This window comes from Nitrospirota bacterium (genome assembly GCA_016207885.1).
Classification (GTDB): Bacteria; Nitrospirota; Thermodesulfovibrionia; order UBA6902; family UBA6902; genus JACQZG01.
On the sequence record JACQZE010000023.1, the window covers coordinates 91,843 to 110,293 of the forward strand.

The 18,451-nt window shown below is 48.7% G+C and carries 16 protein-coding genes; 15 read left to right on the forward strand and 1 reads right to left on the reverse strand.

Features of this window, described 5'->3' with window-relative positions; genetic code table 11:
• Positions 1–97: 97 nt before the first annotated feature.
• Complete coding sequence (gene xerD / locus HY807_10425; protein ID MBI4826816.1) at positions 98–970, reverse strand: site-specific tyrosine recombinase XerD; 873 nt, start codon at positions 968–970, stop codon at positions 98–100.
• Positions 971–1,236: 266 nt separating this feature from the next.
• On the opposite strand from xerD, the gene mraZ reads away from it, so the two are divergent.
• The 15 genes from mraZ to ftsA all read left to right on the forward strand — a co-directional run bounded on the left by mraZ (position 1,237) and on the right by ftsA (position 18,337).
• Positions 1,237–1,677, forward strand: a complete 441-nt coding sequence (gene mraZ / locus HY807_10430) for a division/cell wall cluster transcriptional repressor MraZ (protein ID MBI4826817.1) — start codon at positions 1,237–1,239, stop codon at positions 1,675–1,677.
• Positions 1,678–2,553: a 16S rRNA (cytosine(1402)-N(4))-methyltransferase RsmH gene (rsmH, locus tag HY807_10435; GenBank protein ID MBI4826818.1), complete on the forward strand. Its 876-nt coding sequence runs from the start codon at positions 1,678–1,680 to the stop codon at positions 2,551–2,553.
• Positions 2,550–2,882: a hypothetical protein gene (locus HY807_10440; GenBank protein MBI4826819.1), complete on the forward strand. Its 333-nt coding sequence runs from the start codon at positions 2,550–2,552 to the stop codon at positions 2,880–2,882. The genes rsmH and HY807_10440 overlap by 4 nt, the downstream gene beginning before the upstream one ends.
• A gap of 155 nt (positions 2,883–3,037) precedes the next feature.
• Positions 3,038–4,840, forward strand: coding sequence for a penicillin-binding protein (locus HY807_10445; GenBank protein MBI4826820.1), 1,803 nt, complete (start codon positions 3,038–3,040; stop codon positions 4,838–4,840).
• A 49-nt stretch (positions 4,841–4,889) separates the two neighbouring features.
• Positions 4,890–6,371: a UDP-N-acetylmuramoyl-L-alanyl-D-glutamate--2,6-diaminopimelate ligase gene (locus HY807_10450; protein MBI4826821.1), complete on the forward strand. Its 1,482-nt coding sequence runs from the start codon at positions 4,890–4,892 to the stop codon at positions 6,369–6,371.
• A 138-nt stretch (positions 6,372–6,509) separates the two neighbouring features.
• A complete protein-coding gene (locus tag HY807_10455; protein ID MBI4826822.1) occupies positions 6,510–7,865 on the forward strand; it encodes a UDP-N-acetylmuramoyl-tripeptide--D-alanyl-D-alanine ligase in 1,356 nt (451 codons plus the stop codon).
• Positions 7,855–8,937: a phospho-N-acetylmuramoyl-pentapeptide-transferase gene (locus tag HY807_10460; protein MBI4826823.1), complete on the forward strand. Its 1,083-nt coding sequence runs from the start codon at positions 7,855–7,857 to the stop codon at positions 8,935–8,937. The genes HY807_10455 and HY807_10460 overlap by 11 nt, the downstream gene beginning before the upstream one ends.
• A complete protein-coding gene (murD, locus tag HY807_10465) occupies positions 8,934–10,415 on the forward strand; it encodes a UDP-N-acetylmuramoyl-L-alanine--D-glutamate ligase (protein MBI4826824.1) in 1,482 nt (493 codons plus the stop codon). The genes HY807_10460 and murD overlap by 4 nt, the downstream gene beginning before the upstream one ends.
• Positions 10,416–10,421: 6 nt before the next feature.
• Positions 10,422–11,597, forward strand: a complete 1,176-nt coding sequence (gene ftsW / locus HY807_10470) for a putative lipid II flippase FtsW (GenBank protein MBI4826825.1) — start codon at positions 10,422–10,424, stop codon at positions 11,595–11,597.
• A complete protein-coding gene (gene murG, locus HY807_10475; protein ID MBI4826826.1) occupies positions 11,594–12,685 on the forward strand; it encodes an undecaprenyldiphospho-muramoylpentapeptide beta-N-acetylglucosaminyltransferase in 1,092 nt (363 codons plus the stop codon). Before ftsW ends, murG begins: the two co-directional genes overlap by 4 nt.
• A gap of 112 nt (positions 12,686–12,797) precedes the next feature.
• Positions 12,798–14,177 (forward strand): UDP-N-acetylmuramate--L-alanine ligase, encoded by a 1,380-nt coding sequence (locus HY807_10480; protein ID MBI4826827.1) that lies wholly within the window; start codon positions 12,798–12,800, stop codon positions 14,175–14,177.
• On the forward strand, positions 14,138–15,133 hold the full coding sequence (murB, locus tag HY807_10485) for a UDP-N-acetylmuramate dehydrogenase (GenBank protein MBI4826828.1): 996 nt from the start codon (positions 14,138–14,140) through the stop codon (positions 15,131–15,133). Before HY807_10480 ends, murB begins: the two co-directional genes overlap by 40 nt.
• Positions 15,134–15,280: 147 nt before the next feature.
• On the forward strand, positions 15,281–16,219 hold the full coding sequence (locus HY807_10490; GenBank protein ID MBI4826829.1) for a D-alanine--D-alanine ligase: 939 nt from the start codon (positions 15,281–15,283) through the stop codon (positions 16,217–16,219).
• Positions 16,206–17,126: an FtsQ-type POTRA domain-containing protein gene (locus HY807_10495; protein ID MBI4826830.1), complete on the forward strand. Its 921-nt coding sequence runs from the start codon at positions 16,206–16,208 to the stop codon at positions 17,124–17,126. Before HY807_10490 ends, HY807_10495 begins: the two co-directional genes overlap by 14 nt.
• Positions 17,123–18,337, forward strand: coding sequence for a cell division protein FtsA (gene ftsA / locus HY807_10500; GenBank protein MBI4826831.1), 1,215 nt, complete (start codon positions 17,123–17,125; stop codon positions 18,335–18,337). The genes HY807_10495 and ftsA overlap by 4 nt, the downstream gene beginning before the upstream one ends.
• Positions 18,338–18,451: the final 114 nt, after the last annotated feature.

The following is an 18,451-nucleotide window of genomic DNA, read 5'->3' on the forward strand; positions in this document are numbered from 1 at the left end:
GGTTTAGATGCTGCTTATATATACAGCTTAAAAGATACAGCATTTTGATACAAGAGTTCAAGAAAAATAAGCAACTTTCGGACAGGCAGATTATGGACTAACTTCTCGGATGATATTTTTTGTGGATCTTTCTTAAGCGGTCAGGTGTGACCTTGGTGTATATCTGGGTTGTTGAGATGTCAGTGTGGCCGAGCATCTTCTGTAGAGCCCTGAGGTCTACTCCTCCATCAAGAAGATGGCTTGCAAAACAGTGCCTGAGCGTATGCGGCGACACTGCGCAGGAGAGGCCCTTGGAATACTTTTTTACCAACTGGAAGACTCTCTGTCTTGTCATGGGCATACCGCCTTTTCTGAGAAACAGAAAATTGCTGGTTCTTTTGTTGAGGATCTCTGGCCTTAACTCTTCGATATATTTTTTTATCGTCCCGAGAGTATATTCATTGACCGGCACGACCCTTTCCTTGGACCCTTTGCCCATGATTGTGATGAAACCTGCCTCGAAATTTATGTCCCTGATCCTGATATTGACCAATTCACTTACACGAAGGCCTGAGGAATAAAAGATCTCAAGGATCGCGCTGTCTCTTAGGGAATATTTACCTTCAGGCCTGCTTAACAGCGTCTCGACATCTTCTATGCCAAGAACCTTAGGGATACGTTTCCAGCCTTTTGGTGTTGAGCGGTTCTCAACAGGGTCTTCAGTGATCATCCCCTCCATCAGCATGAACTTGCAAAGGCCTCTGATCGAAGCTAAGTGCCTTGCGCGTGTTGCCGATCCCTTGCCTGAATCGTTCTGATGGTTTAAATAAGAGTCAATATCTTTTTTGCTGAACCTTGCAATGCTGCTTCCGTTCTTATCGAGATAGGCGGAAAATTGCCTGATATCTCTTTCGTATGCCTCTAATGTATTTTGCGACAGCCCCTTTTCAACCGTCAGGTAATTTATAAATCTTTGGACAGGATCAACCATTTTTCAGAATACAGGATTTATGATTTTGCATGCAAGGTGCAAGACTATAAATTTTCAGGCTCAGACCGGCCTCTCAGGCTTAAGCCTGTATCCTTGGCTCCAATCGTGGGATAGGAATTTGTCCACATGTAGTGGGGCTTAATTAGCCAGACCACAAAATATAGCATCTATATAAAAATAATCATTTTTCTCTTGACAAGTATTATTAATATAAATATACTGGTGGTATTAAGTGGAGGGAAGTGGTGGGAGACGTGTCTAGTTTCTTGGGAAAATATTATAACACGCTGGATCCGAAGGGAAGGATAATCATCCCCGCGCCTTTTCGTGAGATCCTCTCGTCTGCCAAAAATACCAAGCTGATAATTGCAAACGATGCGTTCGACCACTGTCTCTGTGCTTATCCGGTGGAAGAGTGGGGCAATCTGGTAAACAGGGTAAAAGATAAACCGCAGACAATGGACTCGGTGAAGTACTTCATGCGCAGGGTCGTGGGCTCTGCCGTTGAGTGTGAACTTGACAAGCAGGGCAGGATACAGATCCCGTCTGCCTTGCGTGTAGATGCGGGGCTCAGCAGTGAAGTTGTTGTTATGGGACAGGGCAGCAAGATAGAGATATGGGAAAAGAATGCGCTTGAAGTGGTTGCCGACCCGGCGAAGATAGACACAAAGGCATTCAAGGAAGAGCTTTCAGGCCTTGGAATATAAATGGCTATCACTCATGTCCCGGTCATGCCGGGGGAGGTTTTAGAGGCATTGAACATAAAAGATTCAGGAATATACGTGGATGCGACAGTCGGACTTGGCGGGCATGCCGAGTTGATTTTAAATAATGCAAAAGTGGGCGCTTTGATAGGGATCGACAGAGACGAGGCGGCGATTGAGTCAGCGAGGGAGAGGCTGAAGGACTTCACGAATGTTTACTTTGCAAAAGAGAGTTTTTCAAACATAAAGGCCGCGGTCAGCAGCCTTGGTTACGGGGCGGTTGACGGCATACTGCTTGATATCGGGGTCTCTACCATGCAGCTTAAGGCCGATGGCAGGGGCTTCAGCTTTATGAAAGATGAGCCTCTTGATATGAGAATGGACAAGAGCCAGAAACTTTCTGCCAAAGAGGTCGTCAACAGCTACCACGAAAAGGATCTGGCGGATTTGATCTTTGTTTTCGGAGAAGAGAGGTTCAGCAGAAGGATCGCAAAGGCGATAGTTAATGAGAGAAGGAAGAAGCGTATCGAGACCTGCAGTGAACTGGCTGCAATAATAGAAAATTCGCTCAAAGGCAGAGGCAGGATACACCCTGCCACAAAGACTTTTCAGGCTCTCAGGATCGAGGTAAATAAAGAGCTTGATGAGCTTTCAGCCGGAATAAGTTCAGGAGCGGATATGCTCAATCCCGGCGGAAGGCTCTGCGTTCTCTCCTATCATTCGCTTGAGGACAGGATCGTAAAGAACGCGTTCAAGAAACTGGCAAATGATGGCATATTCCATATCATCACAAGAAAACCTCTTGTCGCAAGCCGGCAGGAGATAAGATCAAACCCTCCATCAAGGAGTGCAAAACTCAGGGTAGCGGAGAGGATATGACGACAAGAAGATCAAAGAAGAAAAAATGGACGCTTCTGAAGTTCAGCCTTTTCATTTATTTTGTTGCAGGGTTATTTACTCTCATATGGTTCAGGACCCAGGTTGTTTCTCTTGAGTATGAGCTCGGGTCGCTGAATCAGCAGAAGACGAGCCTTATGCGCGAACAGAAGCTTGTCACCGCCAACAGGGCGAATTTCTATTCGGCCCAGAATATCGAAGCGACGGCGGTCAATGTTCTCGGCATGAGTCCTCCGGACAGAAAGAACATCTTCTATGTAGGCAGAACAGAAGAGGCAGGCCTTTATAAAGTGGCTATGGAAAAACCATAACCATTGGTTTTATTAATATTGCAGAAGTCAGCGGTCAGTTACTGCGGGTACGGAATGAGAGACACGGCATCAACAAACATGTAGAAGCAAGCGGGTGTTTGTAGAGGATGATATCTGATTCCTATCCCTGAGGCCTTAATATTCCGGTATAGGAAATGGTTAATAACAGAAGAAAGAGAAATGACGACACCAGAAAGCTGTGGGATGAAGACCCTGAAATTCCGCAGCTTCAAAAGTCCAGGAAGAGGGCCTTCATTCTGGCAACCTTCATTGTTTTCAGTTTTTTCATAATATCCATCCGCCTTTTTGACCTTATGGTACTGCAGCATGAATCGTTGTCCAAAAAGGCGAGACAGCAATATCTGAGGTCCAAGACATTAAAGCCCCAGAGAGGGGTTATATGGGACAGGAACACGAAGGAGATGGCGATCAATATTGAGACCGACTCTCTGTTCGCGGTCCCGTCTGAAGTAGATGATATAGCGGCGCTTTCATCAAAGCTTGCCCCTGTCATAAAGGTCTCAGCCAATGATCTCAATACAACTTTCATCGCAAAGAAAGATAAGGATTTTGTCTGGCTTTTAAGAAAGATGGATGAAGAGACTTCCCGCAATGTCAGTTCCCTGAAGGCCAGAGAAAGGTTGATAAAGGAGATCGGCCTGGTGACAGAGACAAAGCGCTATTACCCTAAAGGGCAGACCGCCTCTCATCTCCTGGGCTATACGAATATTGACAATAAAGGCATCTCCGGCCTTGAACTCACATATGATGAATATATGAGGGGCGAGGAGAAGAAGGTCTCAGGCGGCAGAGACGCGCGAGGCAATAAACTTTCACAGGGGTTGGAGGACAGCTTATCCGGGAACAGCATATTGCTTACCATTGATGAGGGCCTTCAGTATATCGTTGAGCGGGAGTTATCAAGGGCCATGACAGATTGGCAGGCGGCGGCGGCGGTAGCGATCATGATGAACCCGATGACAGGCGAGATACTCGCAATGGCCAACAGGCCTGCTTACGACCCGAACTTTCCCAAGGAATCGACAGATTCTGAAAGGCGAAACAGGGGGGTCACAGACATGTATGAGCCCGGATCCACCTTGAAGGCTGTTCTTGCTTCTGCCGCTTTTGAGGAAGGCGCGGTGAAGCTGGATCAGCAGTTCGATTGTTCAAGAGGATTTATCGTGGTCGGCGGCAAGCCGATAAAAGATGTGCACAGAAATGGCGTGCTTACCTTTCAGAATGTCATAAAGAAATCATCGAATGTCGGGTCGATCCAGATAGGGATGAGGCTTGGAAAGGAAAAATATTACAGCTATCTGAAGAAGTTTGGATTCGGCGACAAGAGCGGCATAGATATGCCGGGAGAGGCAGGCGGAATGCTCAGGGCGCCGGCTAAATGGTCCGGCACTTCCATCGGCGCGATTTCAATAGGGCAGGAGATAGGTGTAACGCCCCTTCAGCTTGTCAGGGCTTATTCGGCAATCGCAAACGGCGGGTTTCTCATGAAGCCGTATATAGTATCCGAGATAATCTCCGATACGGGAGAGGTCATTAAAAAAAATGATCCTGTAATAGTAGAGAGGGTGATATCGGCCCGTACGGCAGGGGTTATCACAGACATTCTAAAAGGGGTCACTGAAGAAGGGGGCACCGGCAAGAACGCCGAGATCACAGGCAACCTGGTCGCAGGAAAGACAGGCACGGCGCAGAAGGTCGACCCTGATACCGGAAGGTATTCCAAGGACAAGTTCATCAGCTCATTTGTCGGGTTTGCTCCGGCAGATAAACCTGAGATAGCTCTTGTAGTAGTCGTTTATGAACCTAAAGGCGCTACTTACGGCGGGGTGGTGGCTGCCCCTGTTTTCAAGAGGATAGTTGAGAACGCGTTTGCTTATCTTAATATCCCGATGGAAAGCGATAAGAACCACATACTTCTTGTCAAGAGTTCCCGTTAGAAAACCGCTGTCTCTAACGGAATTTGAAAATATTTTTCTAACGGGATAAATGATAATAGCGGATTTATTACAAGGACTGGAGATAAAGGAGAGAGAGGGCCCGTTAGATACCGAGATCATGGGGATAGCCTATGATTCCAGGTCAGCAGACAAAGGTTTTTTATTCGTGGCGATAAAGGGCCTCTCTTTCAATGGCGACGATTTTATAAAAGACGCGATAAACAGGGGTGCAGCAGCGGTAATAACTGAAAGGCCTATTGCAGATATGTATGCTTCATATCCGCCTTCTCTGCTGAGCGGAGTGACCTGTATCGAGGTCCATGACAGCAGAAGCGCGCTGGCTTCAATATCCGCGCGGTTTTACAGAGAGCCTTCAAAAAGTATCTCTCTTATAGGCATAACCGGCACGAACGGAAAGACAACTACAAGTTATATAACAAAAAGCATAATCGAAGCCTGTGGCAAAAAGGCAGGCCTGCTCGGCACAATCCAGTACATAGCCGGCGAGACAAAAAAGGCGGAGCGGACCACGCCTGAGTCTTTAGACCTGCAGAGATATCTCAGGGAGATGCTGGATAACGGTATGGAATACGCGGTGATAGAGGTCTCTTCGCACGCGCTTGCCCTTCAGAGGGTTGAACAATGTGTCTTTAAAGCTGCGGCATTTACAAATTTTACACAGGATCATCTTGATTTTCATGGTTCAATGGATAACTACTTTCTCGCGAAAGACAAGCTCTTTAATTACCTTGATGAAGAAGGCACGGCAGTGCTTAACTGGGACGACCCCGCGGTAAGGGAGGTTGAGGAAAGGCTGAACTGTAATATTGTTACATGCGGCCTTCTGGAAGGCGCAACCATAAGGGCGGAGAATATTGATGACAGCGCCGGCCTCTCTTTTGACCTGATCACACCGGGAGGCAGGTTCAGGGCCGGGTCTGAATTTATCGGACGCTTCAATGTCTATAACATCCTGATCTCTGCGGGCATAGCATACGCGCTCGGCATAGGAGAAGATGCCATACTCAAAGGTATTGCTGAAGCAAGGCCGGTCAGCGGCCGCTTTGAGAGGGTTGATGAAGGCCAGGATTTTTTATGCATTGTTGATTATGCCCATACTGATGACGCGCTGAAGGCTGTGATAAATGAGGCAAGGATGATAACAAAGGGGAGGGTCATAACACTCTTCGGGTGCGGCGGCGACAGGGACAGGACAAAGAGAGAGCTTATGGGCGATGCGGCCTCAGAGTTGAGTGACCTTGTTATCGTGACCTCTGACAATCCGAGAACTGAAGGCCCGCTTCAAATAATCAGCGATATTGTTAAAGGCATTAAAAAGAAGAACCATATGGAAGTGCCTGACAGGACTGAGGCTATAAACAAGGCTGTCTCCATGGCAGAGGCCGGTGATGTGCTGCTTATCGCAGGCAAGGGGCATGAGGATTATCAGGAGATAAGCGGCATACGCTATCCTTTCAGCGATAAGGAAGTATTGAGAGAGGCTTTGAAAAATATAAAAGAAAAAAAGTAACGAACTCGTAAAAAGTTGTCATTCTGGCTTGTCCAGAATCTGTTTTCGAAAGTTTTCGGGGATTGCAAGAAAGATTCTGGACAAGCCAGAATGACAGAAATATGGAATTGTAATTTATATAAAATGGAAGGATTGACAGTGGAAAAGGTCATAGAGGCGACAGAAGGAAGGCTCATAGCAGGAGACGGCGGAGCCTTCACCGGTGTATCAATTGATACACGCACGATCAAAGAGGGAGATCTCTTTTTTGCCATAAGGGGCGATAGGTTTGACGGCCATGACTTTCTAAAAGATGCGTTCAGCAGGTGCATGGGCGCTGTAGTGGATACCGAACCATTATCGATCCCTGAAAGCAAAGCCGTTGTGCATGTGGGCGACACCTTAAAGGCGCTGCAGGACCTGGCGCACTTTATAAGGAAAGAGCGGGATATACCTGTTATAGCAATAACAGGCAGTAACGGCAAGACGACCACAAAAGAGATGACATATGCGATCCTTTCACAAAGGTACAGGGTCTTAAAGAATGAGGGCAACCTTAACAACCATATCGGCCTGCCGCTCACGCTTACGAGGCTTGCAAAGGACGATGACGCGGCTGTGCTGGAGTTGGGCATGAACGCCCCTGGAGAGATAAGGAGGCTGTGCGAGATATCCCTTCCGACACATGGTGTTGTGACAAATATAGGCACCGCGCATCTCGGCATGTTAGGCAGCAGGGAGGCGATAAGGAGCGCAAAGCTTGAGATACTGCCCGGGCTTGGAGTTGCGGTGCTGAATGCGGATGATGATCTTTTAATGTCAGGCATAAAGGGATTTAAAGGGGAGGTAATCACCTTCGCAATAAAGAAGGACGCGCATGTGACGGCAAAGGATCTTCGCCTGACAGAAGATGGAAGCGCTTTTACGCTCTGCATAAAGGATAAAGGCAGTGTAGGGATCGCACTGAAAGTTCACGGCATCTTTAATGTTTATAACGCGCTTGCGGCTGCTGCTGTATCTTCTTCGCTCGGCATACCGCTTTCAGCTGTAAAGCCAGCGCTTGAGAATTACAGGCCGTTCTCCATGAGGTTTGAGGTCATGAAGTTCGGGGAGATAACATTGATCAATGACGCATACAACGCTAACCCGGCCTCAATGAAAGAATCATTAAAAGAGATGGCAGCAATGGGTGATGGAAGCAGGCTTGTAGCTGTGCTTGGTGATATGTTTGAGCTCGGCGATTTCTCTGAAGTTGCCCACAGGGAGCTCGGGAATACGCTTTCTGAAATGGGCATAGATGTATTTGCAGCTGTAGGAGAATTGATGAATTTTGCCGCTGATGAATATATAAAAGCAAGAGGAGAAAAACCGTCCCTTGTTTACAGGTTCAGCAGCTCCGGCGAGGCTGGTGAGAATATCATGGATATTCTAAAACCGGGAGATACTGTTTTATTCAAGGGGTCGCGTTCGATGAAATTAGAGAACGCCATAAGAGGTGTCAGGCATGCTGTATAAATTACTTTATTCATTGAGTGAATATTATTCACCGTTAAATGTCTTCAGGTACATTACATTCAGGACCGCGCTTGCGATCATTACGTCTCTGACAATATGTTTTATCTTTGCCCCATGGCTTATAGGAAAGCTGAAGAAGCTGCATTATACCCAGTATGTGAGGGATGACGGCCCCAAGACTCACCTCGGCAAGACAGGCACCCCTACAATGGGCGGCATTCTTATAATCTTATCGGTCGTCGTCAGTGTTCTGCTCTGGGCTGACCTGAGCAACAAGTACATACTCATAATGCTCCTTTCGATCCTCGGCTTCGGCATTATCGGACTGGTTGATGATTACATCAAGCTGATGAAGGCGAATTCAAGAGGCCTGAGCGCATGGTATAAATTCAGCGCGCAGATAGTGCTTGCGCTTCTGATAGGGATGGTCTTTTACTACAACCCTCAAGACCCGAATATAACAAAACTGAGCATACCCTTCTTTAAGAACTGGCTCATTGACCTCGGATGGTTCTATATACCTTTTGCCATACTTGTAATTGTCGGGTCATCCAACGCTGTTAACCTGACAGACGGGATTGACGGACTTGCTATCGGGCTTGTCGGGATCGCGACCCTTGCAAACGGGGCGCTTGTGTATATCTCAGGCCATGCGGGATTTTCAGAATACCTTCATCTTCTTTTCCTTCCCGGCACGGGTGAGCTTACAGTATTCTGCGGCGCGCTCTTCGGCGCCTCGCTCGGTTTTCTCTGGTATAACAGCTATCCGGCAGAGGTCTTTATGGGCGATGTGGGCTCGTTAGGATTGGGCGGCGCGTTAGGGACGCTTGCGGTCATTACAAAACATGAGATCGTTCTTGCGATCGTCGGCGGGATATTTGTTATAGAGACATTTTCAGTGATAATACAGGTCGCGTCATTCAAGCTGACAGGCAAACGCGTCTTTAAGATGGCGCCCATTCACCATCATTTTGAACTTAAAGGCTGGCCCGAGCCCAAGGTCATTGTAAGGTTCTGGATAGTCGGCATCATACTTGCGCTCCTGAGTTTAACGACATTGAAGGTCAGATGATAACTGAGAAGATGGAGGTCACAATTGACAGCCTGAAAGGCAAGAATGTCCTGGTCGTCGGGCTTGCGAGGAGCGGCACAGGCGCGGCAAACCTGCTTTCATTTTTTGGCGCGAATGTGACGGTCACAGACACAAGGCCGCAGAGTTCACTTGAAGGCGAGATGAAAAGGCTGTCGCAGCCTGTTAAGGCTATAACAGGCGGAAATCCCGAGGAGGCGTTCCTGAGCGCTGACCTGATAGTCGTGAGCCCCGGCGTACCGATGAAGATATCTCCCATAGTTAATGCGATGAAGAGAGGGGTTCCGGTAATAGGCGAGCTTGAGCTTGCCTATGAAATAATAAAAAGTCATAAGTCCAAAGTTAAGGGTCAATCACCTGGTATCATCGGGATAACAGGCACGAACGGCAAATCAACCACGACAACGCTGATAGACCTTATGCTGAAGGAATCGGGGTTTCATACAATGCTCGGCGGCAATATAGGCGCAGCCCTGACAGAGGAGATATATAAGCTGGCATCAGCCACTTCATTCCTGAGCGATATTGATCTTATAGTTGCCGAGATATCGAGCTTTCAGCTTGAGTCTATAAAAGAGTTCAGGCCTGATGTAGCGCTGATAATGAACATAACACCCGACCATCTTGACCGTTATGATACGCTCAGCGGCTATGCAGAAGCCAAGGAAAGGATATTCGAGAACCAGGGGGAAGGCGATTATCTGATACTTAACGCGGATGACCCTCTGCTCGGAAAGATCGAGAGCGAAAAGCTGATGTCAAAAAATGAAAGGCCTGCAGTTTTATATTTCAGCCTCAGGGATGAGGTCGCTGGGATTTATTTTAAAGACGGAACTGTTTATTATAATCTGCCGGCAAAATTATCAGCCGTGCTTCATCCTTCCATAGGAGCAGGCAGGTCACAGTTGATAAGTGTCAGCAAGATGAAGATACAAGGCACTCATAATCTTGAGAATGCCATGGCTGCGTCTCTGGCAGCGATCTTATCGGGTGCTTCCGCAGATGCGGTCAGGAATGTGCTTACAAATTTCACAGGGCTTGAGCACAGGAACGAGGCCGTGCGTTTCCTTAACGGCATAACTTTTATCAATGATTCAAAGGGCACAAATGTCGGCGCTGTTGAAAAGTCACTTGAAAATTTCGGGAGAGTGATACTTATAATGGGCGGCAGGGACAAGGGCGGCGATTTTACCGCGTTAAGGGATCTCGTAAAAAAGAAGGTAAAGCTCCTTGTGCTTCTCGGAGAGGCGAAAGAGAAGATAGCAGAGAGCCTGGGAGATATCGTACCCGTCGAGTATGCCGAAGACATGAAGTCTGCTGTTGAGCTCTCTGTATCAAGGGCATCTGAAGGCGATACCGTGCTTCTCTCTCCCGGATGCACGAGTTTTGATATGTTCAGGGATTTTGAAGACCGGGGCAGAATTTTTAAGGAAGCAGTAAACGCGATACGGAGTTCATAGGCGGATATGATAAACAGCAGATACATGAGTTCAACAAATTCAAAAAACATCTTTATCCCGGTAATCGCCCTTATCTTCATAGGCGTAGTGATGGTTTACAGTTCGACCGCGCTGCTGTCTGTTAATAAGTACGGCACAGGGTTTCATTATCTGTGGAGCCACCTCTTTACCGTCTTTATCGGTTTCGTGGCCATGCTCATAGTCTCAAGGCTCGATTATCAGAAGCTCAGGCCGCTCGGCACAGTTATGCTTGCGGTCTCTTTTATCCTCCTTCTGGCCGTCTTTCTGCCGGGCATCGGCCTGACGGCAAACGGTGCGAGAAGATGGATAAGGTTATGGCCCACGACCTTCCAGCCATCTGAGCTTGCCAAGATAGCCATGGTTCTCTTTCTTGCGGATTATATGGATAAGAACAAGCACAGGATGAAGAATCTGGTGCACGGGTTTCTCATTCCCATTGCGATCATGCTGACATTTCAGCTTGCGATCATCTTCCAGCCTGACTTCGGCGCTGTAATGAGCCTCGGCATACTTACTGTCGGACTCCTCTTTCTGGGAGGCGTCACACTAAGGCCGCTGTTTGCCATTATTCTCGTGGCTCTGCCCGGAATCTTTATGCTCGTAAAATTCTTTCCTTACAGGTGGAAGAGGGTGACATGCTTTCTCGACCCCTGGCAGGACTCTCTGGGGTGCGGCTTTCAGCTTGTGCAGTCATTCATAGCATTCGGCAACGGTTACGTCACAGGGGTTGGCATCGGCAGCGGCAGGCAGAAGCTCGCTTTTCTGCCTGAGATACATACGGATTTTATTTTTTCGCTTATTGGCGAAGAGCTTGGCTTTTTGGGGGTTGTTGCGGTGATAGGATTATTCCTGTGGCTTTTGATAAAGGGGATAATGGTCGCACTGGAGACGGATGACCCGTTCAGCCACTACCTCGCGCTCGGGCTGACCTTGATGATAGGCAGCCAGGTGATAATAAACCTGGCTGTGACCATCGGCCTTGCTCCTACAAAGGGGCTGCCTTTGCCGCTTATAAGTTACGGCGGCTCTTCGCTGCTGATAAACATGATAGCCATAGGCATACTCCTGAACATATCAGGAAGGAACGACAGAATGAAGATGGAGAGAAGGGGCCGGCCGGATGTTCAGGCAGCCCATGTTTCTCAGAGAAGAGGCAGATGAGGATAGTTATCGCAGGAGGCGGCACAGGCGGGCATCTCTTTCCCGGCCTTGCGGTTGCCAAGGCTCTGAAGAAGATACCAAGCACTGATGTTGTATTTGTCGGCACAACAAAGGGCATTGAGAATAAGATAATACCCAAAGCAGGCTTTGACCTGAGGTTCATCAGGTCAGAAGGACTGGTGGGAAAAGGGATTTTTGGAACACTGAGATCAGCTATGAATATCCCGCACTCGTTCAGGGATTCCTTTGAGATACTGAAGGATATAAAGCCGGACCTTGCTTTCGGCGTAGGCGGTTACTCGTCAGGGCCTTTGATAATGAGCGCGGTATGGATGAAGATACCGACGATGATACATGAGCAGAACACAGTGCCCGGACTAACAAACAGGATATTAGGTAAATATGTGGATACGGTAGCTGTTACATATCATGAATCAATATCCTCTTTCCCGAGTGAAAAGACGTTCCTTACCGGAAACCCCGTAAGAGAGGAGATACTGCACGGCGACAGGGAGAGGGGGTATGAGAGGTTCTCTCTTGATAAAGGCCTCTTTACCATCTTTGTATTCGGCGGCAGTTCGGGCGCGAGGCATATCAATAAAGCCGTGACCGAGGCGCTGAGGTATCTTGATGCGTATAAAGATAAGGTGCAGTTTCTGCATCAGACCGGGGAGGCTGACCTTGTGCCTGTAAGAGAGACATATCTGTCTATGGGCTTTAAGGGGACGGTTATATCTTTTGCGCATGAGATGGCAGACGCGTATGCGGTCTCCGACCTTATTATTTCAAGAGCAGGCGCGACCACGCTTGCAGAGCTGGCGGCATGCGGAAAGGCTGCGATACTTGTTCCTTACCCGTTCGCGGCAGGCAAGCATCAGGAGTCAAATGCCAGAAAGCTTCTGGATATGGGAGCGGCGCAGATGATAATTGACGAGGATCTCAACGGCAAGACGCTTGCCGATATGATCATCCATCTGCTGGAGAGCCCTGATGCTATCGGCGAGATGGAGAGGACGATAATTTCGCTTGGAGAGCCGGATGCAGTGAAGAAGATAATAGAGCATATGATGGGGCTGATAAAAAAATGAGATCACAACTTTAATAATTAAAGTCATTCCGGCTTGTCCGGAATCTTGCCTTTATAAGAAAAAAGAATGATTCCGGACAAGCCGGAATGACAACTGATACGGGATATAAAGCATGTATAAACGTTTTGAGAGGATACATTTTGTAGGCATAGGCGGCGTGGGCATGAGCGGGATCGCAGAGGTGCTTAACAACCTCGGCTATGAGGTCACAGGCTCTGACCTGAAAGGTTCTGAGACGACCCGCAGGCTAGAGAGCCTGGGTATACATATTAATGTCGGCCATAATGCCGGGAACATAAGGGACGCGCACGTTGTTGTCATCTCTTCCGCAGTCTCGCCAACTAATCCCGAGGTCATTGCCGCAAGGGAGCGCGCCATACCTGTTATTCCGAGGGCAGAGATGCTTGCCGAGCTCGCAAGGCTCAAATACGGTGTTCTGATAGCAGGAGCGCACGGCAAGACGACAGTCACCTCGCTCGTAGCAAGCGTGCTTGCGTCCGGCGGGCTTGACCCTACCGTTGTTATAGGCGGCAAACTGAAGGGGCTGGGGAGCAACGCAAAGCTTGGTCAGGGAGACTTTCTTGTGGCAGAGGCTGACGAGAGCGACGGCTCTTTCCTGAAGCTCAGTCCGACCATAGGAGTTGTCACGAATATAGACCGGGAGCACATGGACTTTTACAAAGATATGACAGAGCTTACGACAGCATTCCTCTCATTCATAAACAAGGTGCCTTTTTACGGGCTGAATATTCTGTGCGGAGACAATGCGTATATCAAAGACCTGCTGCCTAAGGTGCAGAGGAGGTTCATAACATACGGCATAAGCTCGGGGCTGGATCTCACGGCGCGCAATATCGGGACACACGGGTTCAGGACAAGGTTCGAGGCGGTTCTGAACGGCGAGTCCATAGGTATCTTTGATGTGCCTCTTATCGGGAACCATAATGTATCAAACTGCCTTGCCGCGATAGCTGTCGCAAATGAACTTGAGATCCCTATGGATACGGTAAAAGAATCGCTCGGAGAGTTCAGCGGCGTAAAGAGAAGGTTTGAGCAGAAGGGCGAGGTATCCGGCATCAGGGTGATAGATGATTACGGCCATCACCCGGAAGAGATAAAGGCGACCTTAAAGGCGATAAAAGAGGCGATGATCAATGCCAAAGACAAAGGCAGGCTCGTCGTGCTTTTTCAGCCGCACAGGTATTCAAGGACACGGGACCTGCTCCAGGAGTTTGCAGGCGCGTTCGCATATGCCGACAAGGTGATGATGATGGATATCTATCCCGCGGGAGAGAAGCCCATTGAAGGCGTTAACTCAGAGGCGCTTTGCACCCGCATAAAAGACGCAGGAAAAGATATTGACCATATAAATAAGAAAGATGAAGCATTAGGCCGCCTCTCTGAAGAACTAAGGGCAGGCGATATTTTATTAACACTCGGCGCGGGCGATGTATGGAAGCTGGGCGAAGAGTTCCTGAGGCTGAAGATTTGAAAGGACAGGCTGCAGATGAAGACAGCGGATTCAGCGGCAGGATGGAGAAGTTCTCAGCCAGGATAATGGAGACTGTCAGGGGAGAGATAATGATGAATGAAGCATTGTCAAAACATACCTCTTTAAAGATAGGCGGCCCTGTTTCGATGCTGGTATTTCCGGAAGACCCGATGTCGCTGAAGAACATACTGACAGCGGCGCAGGAAGAGGCAGTGCCTGTATTTTTTATAGGCGCGGGTACGAACCTGCTTGTAAAGGACGGCGGGCTTGACGGCATAGCGGTATCATTGGATGCATTCAATCAGGTCTGCGTAGCAGAAGATACTGATGAGAATGTTACACTCTTTGCCGGCGCAGGAGTATCGCTTGGCAAGCTGATAAATTTTACAAAAGAAAAAGGATACTCAGGCATAGAGGCGCTTGCAGGAATACCCGGCTCATTAGGAGGAGCTGTCTATATGAACGCAGGCTCATTCGGTGTTGAGATAAAAGATGTTATAGTCTCCATCGCGATAATGAACAGGTACGGCAAGATAGCTATTCTCAAGATAGAGAACCTGAGGTTTTCATACAGGAACTCAAATCTTCCGGCAGGGCTTGCCATACTGAGCGCTAATATTAAGTTAAAGAAGGGAACGCCTGAAGAGGTCGATGCCAAAGTGAATGAATGCCTGAGGAAGAAGAGGGAGACACAACCGCTTGGAGCGCCTTCGGCAGGATGTGTATTTAAGAACCTTGAAGGCCAGAGCGCCGGAAGGCTGATAGAGCTCGCGGGATGCAAGGGCATGAGGGCAGGCGATGCTGAGGTGAGCGGGCTGCACGCAAATTATCTGATAAACAGAGGGAGCGCCACGAGCAAAGATTTCATCGCGCTTATGGATATGGTGAGGGAAAAGGTGCAGGAGCACAGCGGCATCACGCTTGAACCTGAGATAAAGATAATAGGGAAAAACTGAAAGTTGAAAACAGGACAATTAATTAGATAAATGCTGTCATTCTCGCAAGCGAAGCGCGTCGGGAATCTAAATTACAGACGATTCCGGACAAGCCGGAATGACAAGAAATATTGATTAATAATAAAACATGAAAGGCGGAAATTTATAATGACAAAGAAGCCGGTTACAACGAAGAAGATAGGGGTATTGATGGGAGGGTTTTCATCCGAGCGCGAGATCTCGATGCGCACCGGGCTTGCGGTGTATCAATCCCTTCAGGAGCTTGGATACGCTTGCGTGCCTGTTGATGTCAACAGGGATATAGCTGCTGTGCTTAAAAAGGATAAGATCAAACTCGCCTTTCTCGCGCTTCACGGCGGCATAGGAGAGAACGGCGCCATACAGGGGATGCTCGAAGTGCTGGGGATACCTTATACAGGTTCGGGAGTTCTCGCCTCTGCGCTTGCCATGGATAAGGAGGCGTCAAAAAAGATATTCATGCATCACGGCCTTCCTGTTGCTGAATTTATGGCTCTCGGAATTCCAAAGGGAAAGAAGGGCAAGTCAGCCTCTGAGCCGCCCAAGATAGGATTCCCGCTGCCGTGGGTCGTGAAGCCTGCTTCAGAAGGCTCAAGCATAGGCGTGGCCATAGTTAAGGAAGAAGCGCAGCTCATGCCCGCGGTGCAGAAGGCGTTTGCCCTCGGCGACAGGGTTCTGATAGAGAGGTTCATAAGCGGCAAAGAGATCCATATCGGGGTGCTCGGGGACAGGGCGCTCGGCGGGGTCGAGGTGAGGCCGTCGCTGGAATTTTATAATTATGAGGCAAAGTACACATCAGGCCTGACAGAGTATATAATCCCGCCGCAGATTGACGATGCTGTTTACGGAGATCTGAAGGAGAAGGCGCTTCAGGCGCATAACGCGCTTGGCTGTTCAGGCGCAAGCAGGGTGGACTTTATCGTGGATGCCAAAGGAACGCCGTATATACTTGAGGTCAATACGCTTCCGGGCATGACCTCAACGAGCCTGCTTCCAAAGATAGCGCAGTCAGCGGGCATAAGCTTCAAGGAACTGATAGAGGAGATAATAGCTCTTGCGGCAAAATAAGAACAAAAAAAGGGCGGCATACCGGCGCGGGGAGAAGGCGTCTGTCTTTTTCAGAAAGGGCATGCTCTTTTTTTCGGCGGTCATACTTATCGCAGTCATAGGCCTCGGTATGAAGCTTGCGGCAAGTACTTTTACGGTAAAAAATATAATTGTTTCAGGAAACCATCATCTTGAGGATGAGGATGTAATAAAGAGCTCAGGCATATGGCGCGGTGAGAGCCTTATTGAACTCTCTTTCAGGGATGTTGAAAAGAACGCCAGGAAGAATTTCTGGATAAAGGAAATCTCTATGAGAAAAGAGTTCCCTGATACGGTTGCCCTGATAATCGAGGAGTCTTCGCCAAAGGCGCTTCTTTCACTCCGCGGGGAGACCTCGCTTGTTGACGCAAGAGGCGAGGTGCTTGATAAGATCAGCGGAGAAGGCACCCCGTTCCTTCCTGTAATAAAAGATATTGACCCGCTGATAAACAAGGAAGCGATCAAAGAGGCTTTGAGCCTCGTGGATGTCCTTTCGGAAAAGAAGAGGCTTGAAGGCAAGGAGTCTATCGAGATATGGCTTGAATCATACGGCCTTGCCGTGAAGATGGACGGCGATATGCTGAAGATCGGTTATGGAAAATACACTGAGAAGTTTGATAAATGGAAGGCTCTGGAACCTGAGATAAGAAAGATGGAGACCGCTGTCGAGTACGTTGACCTCAGGTTTGATGATGTGATAGTCCAGCCCGTAAAAAAAGAAGAGAAACCCAAGTCCGTGAAGAAGGAAGAAACCGTCCAGACTGCGGAAAAAGATGCGGCCGTTCAGACGGTGAAGAAGGAAGAGACAGTTAAGAAGGATGTGCCGGTCAAGACGGCAAAGAAGAAGGTAAAAGCCAGGACTAAGAAAAAGGTGAAGAAGAGATCATGAAAAAGGGCAGGCTCATAGTAAGCCTTGATATAGGCACTGTAAAGACGTCCGTGATCGCAGGCGAGACGGGAGAGGCCGGGCTTCGTATCATCGGCCGCGGCAGCGCACCTTCCAGAGGGCTCAGGAAGGGAGCTGTAATAAACATCGAGGATGCGGTTGAATCTGTAAAAGAGGCTGTCAGAGATGCCGGGGCGATGGCCGGCATTGAGATCAACGCGGTGTACCTTGGGATCGGCGGAGAGCATATAAGCAGCCTTTTAAGCCACGGTGTGATAGCGCTTTCAAAGCATGAGATAGAGCAGAGAGAGGTTGACAGCGTCATAGACGCGGCAAGGGCGGTCGCCATTCCTTTTGACAGGGAAGTTCTGCAGGTCATACCCGTGGGCTTCAGCATAAACGGGCAGAACGGCATAACAGACCCCAGAGGCATGTCCGGGGTAAGGCTTGAAGCGGATGTGAGGATAATCACAGGCTCAGCCACGTATGTGCAGAATTTTGTTAAGACGTGCGAGAAGGCCGGGCTTGAGGTCATTGATATCGTGCTTAAGCCTTTTGCAACGGCAGAGGCTGTGCTTACTGATGATGAGAGATCGCTCGGCACTGCTGTGATAGACATAGGAGGCGGCACTACCGAGATCGCGATATTCCACGAGGGCCTTCTCTGCCATACCTCAGTGATCCCTGTCGGCGGAAATAATTTCACAAATGATATAGCCATCGGGCTGAGAACCCCCGCGCCCGAGGCGGAGAAGATAAAGAAGCAGTACGGCTGCACGATGATATCCATGGTTCAGGACCATGAGGAGATTGAGATAGGTTATTCAGGCGACAGGCAGGCGAAGAATGTGCCGAGGCATCACCTGATAGAGATAATACAGCCCCGCGCTGTGGAGCTCTTTAAACTTATCAAGGATGAGATAAGGGCAAGCGGCTTTGACGGCCTGCTCTCATCCGGAGCCGTGCTTACAGGAGGCTCCGCAATGATGGAGGGGATGGATGTAATGGCAGAGAATATCCTTGATATGCCGGTGAGGATAGGAATGCCTGCGGGGATAGAAGGGCTCACTGATGATATGTCAAGCCCTATGTATGCAACAGGCGTGGGGCTTTTGATTTATGGCGCGCGGGAGATGACGGCCGAGAATGAAAAACACTCAAGGTGGGGCATATCAAGAGTGATCAACTGGGCCAGAGAGACGCTTCATCTTTAAATAAAAAAACTTAATATTTTATTTCTGTCACTCCCGCTTGCCTGTGCCCTTTGGGTATCGGGAGTCAGGTTTTTTAAATTCCCCCTTAGTAAAGGGGGATACAGGGGGATGTTG

What these genes read in the sequence shown, in the direction of transcription:
- xerD (MBI4826816.1), bottom strand. Translation starts at nt 970, where the DNA reads ATGGTTGATCCTGTCCAAAGATTTATAAATTACCTGACGGTTGAAAAG.
- rsmH (MBI4826818.1), top strand. Translation starts at nt 1,678, where the DNA reads ATGGCTATCACTCATGTCCCGGTCATGCCGGGGGAGGTTTTAGAGGCA.
- HY807_10440 (MBI4826819.1), top strand. Translation starts at nt 2,550, where the DNA reads ATGACGACAAGAAGATCAAAGAAGAAAAAATGGACGCTTCTGAAGTTC.
- HY807_10445 (MBI4826820.1), top strand. Translation starts at nt 3,038, where the DNA reads ATGGTTAATAACAGAAGAAAGAGAAATGACGACACCAGAAAGCTGTGG.
- HY807_10450 (MBI4826821.1), top strand. Translation starts at nt 4,890, where the DNA reads ATGATAATAGCGGATTTATTACAAGGACTGGAGATAAAGGAGAGAGAG.
- HY807_10460 (MBI4826823.1), top strand. Translation starts at nt 7,855, where the DNA reads ATGCTGTATAAATTACTTTATTCATTGAGTGAATATTATTCACCGTTA.
- murD (MBI4826824.1), top strand. Translation starts at nt 8,934, where the DNA reads ATGATAACTGAGAAGATGGAGGTCACAATTGACAGCCTGAAAGGCAAG.
- ftsW (MBI4826825.1), top strand. Translation starts at nt 10,422, where the DNA reads ATGATAAACAGCAGATACATGAGTTCAACAAATTCAAAAAACATCTTT.
- murG (MBI4826826.1), top strand. Translation starts at nt 11,594, where the DNA reads ATGAGGATAGTTATCGCAGGAGGCGGCACAGGCGGGCATCTCTTTCCC.
- HY807_10480 (MBI4826827.1), top strand. Translation starts at nt 12,798, where the DNA reads ATGTATAAACGTTTTGAGAGGATACATTTTGTAGGCATAGGCGGCGTG.
- murB (MBI4826828.1), top strand. Translation starts at nt 14,138, where the DNA reads ATGGAAGCTGGGCGAAGAGTTCCTGAGGCTGAAGATTTGAAAGGACAG.
- HY807_10490 (MBI4826829.1), top strand. Translation starts at nt 15,281, where the DNA reads ATGACAAAGAAGCCGGTTACAACGAAGAAGATAGGGGTATTGATGGGA.
- ftsA (MBI4826831.1), top strand. Translation starts at nt 17,123, where the DNA reads ATGAAAAAGGGCAGGCTCATAGTAAGCCTTGATATAGGCACTGTAAAG.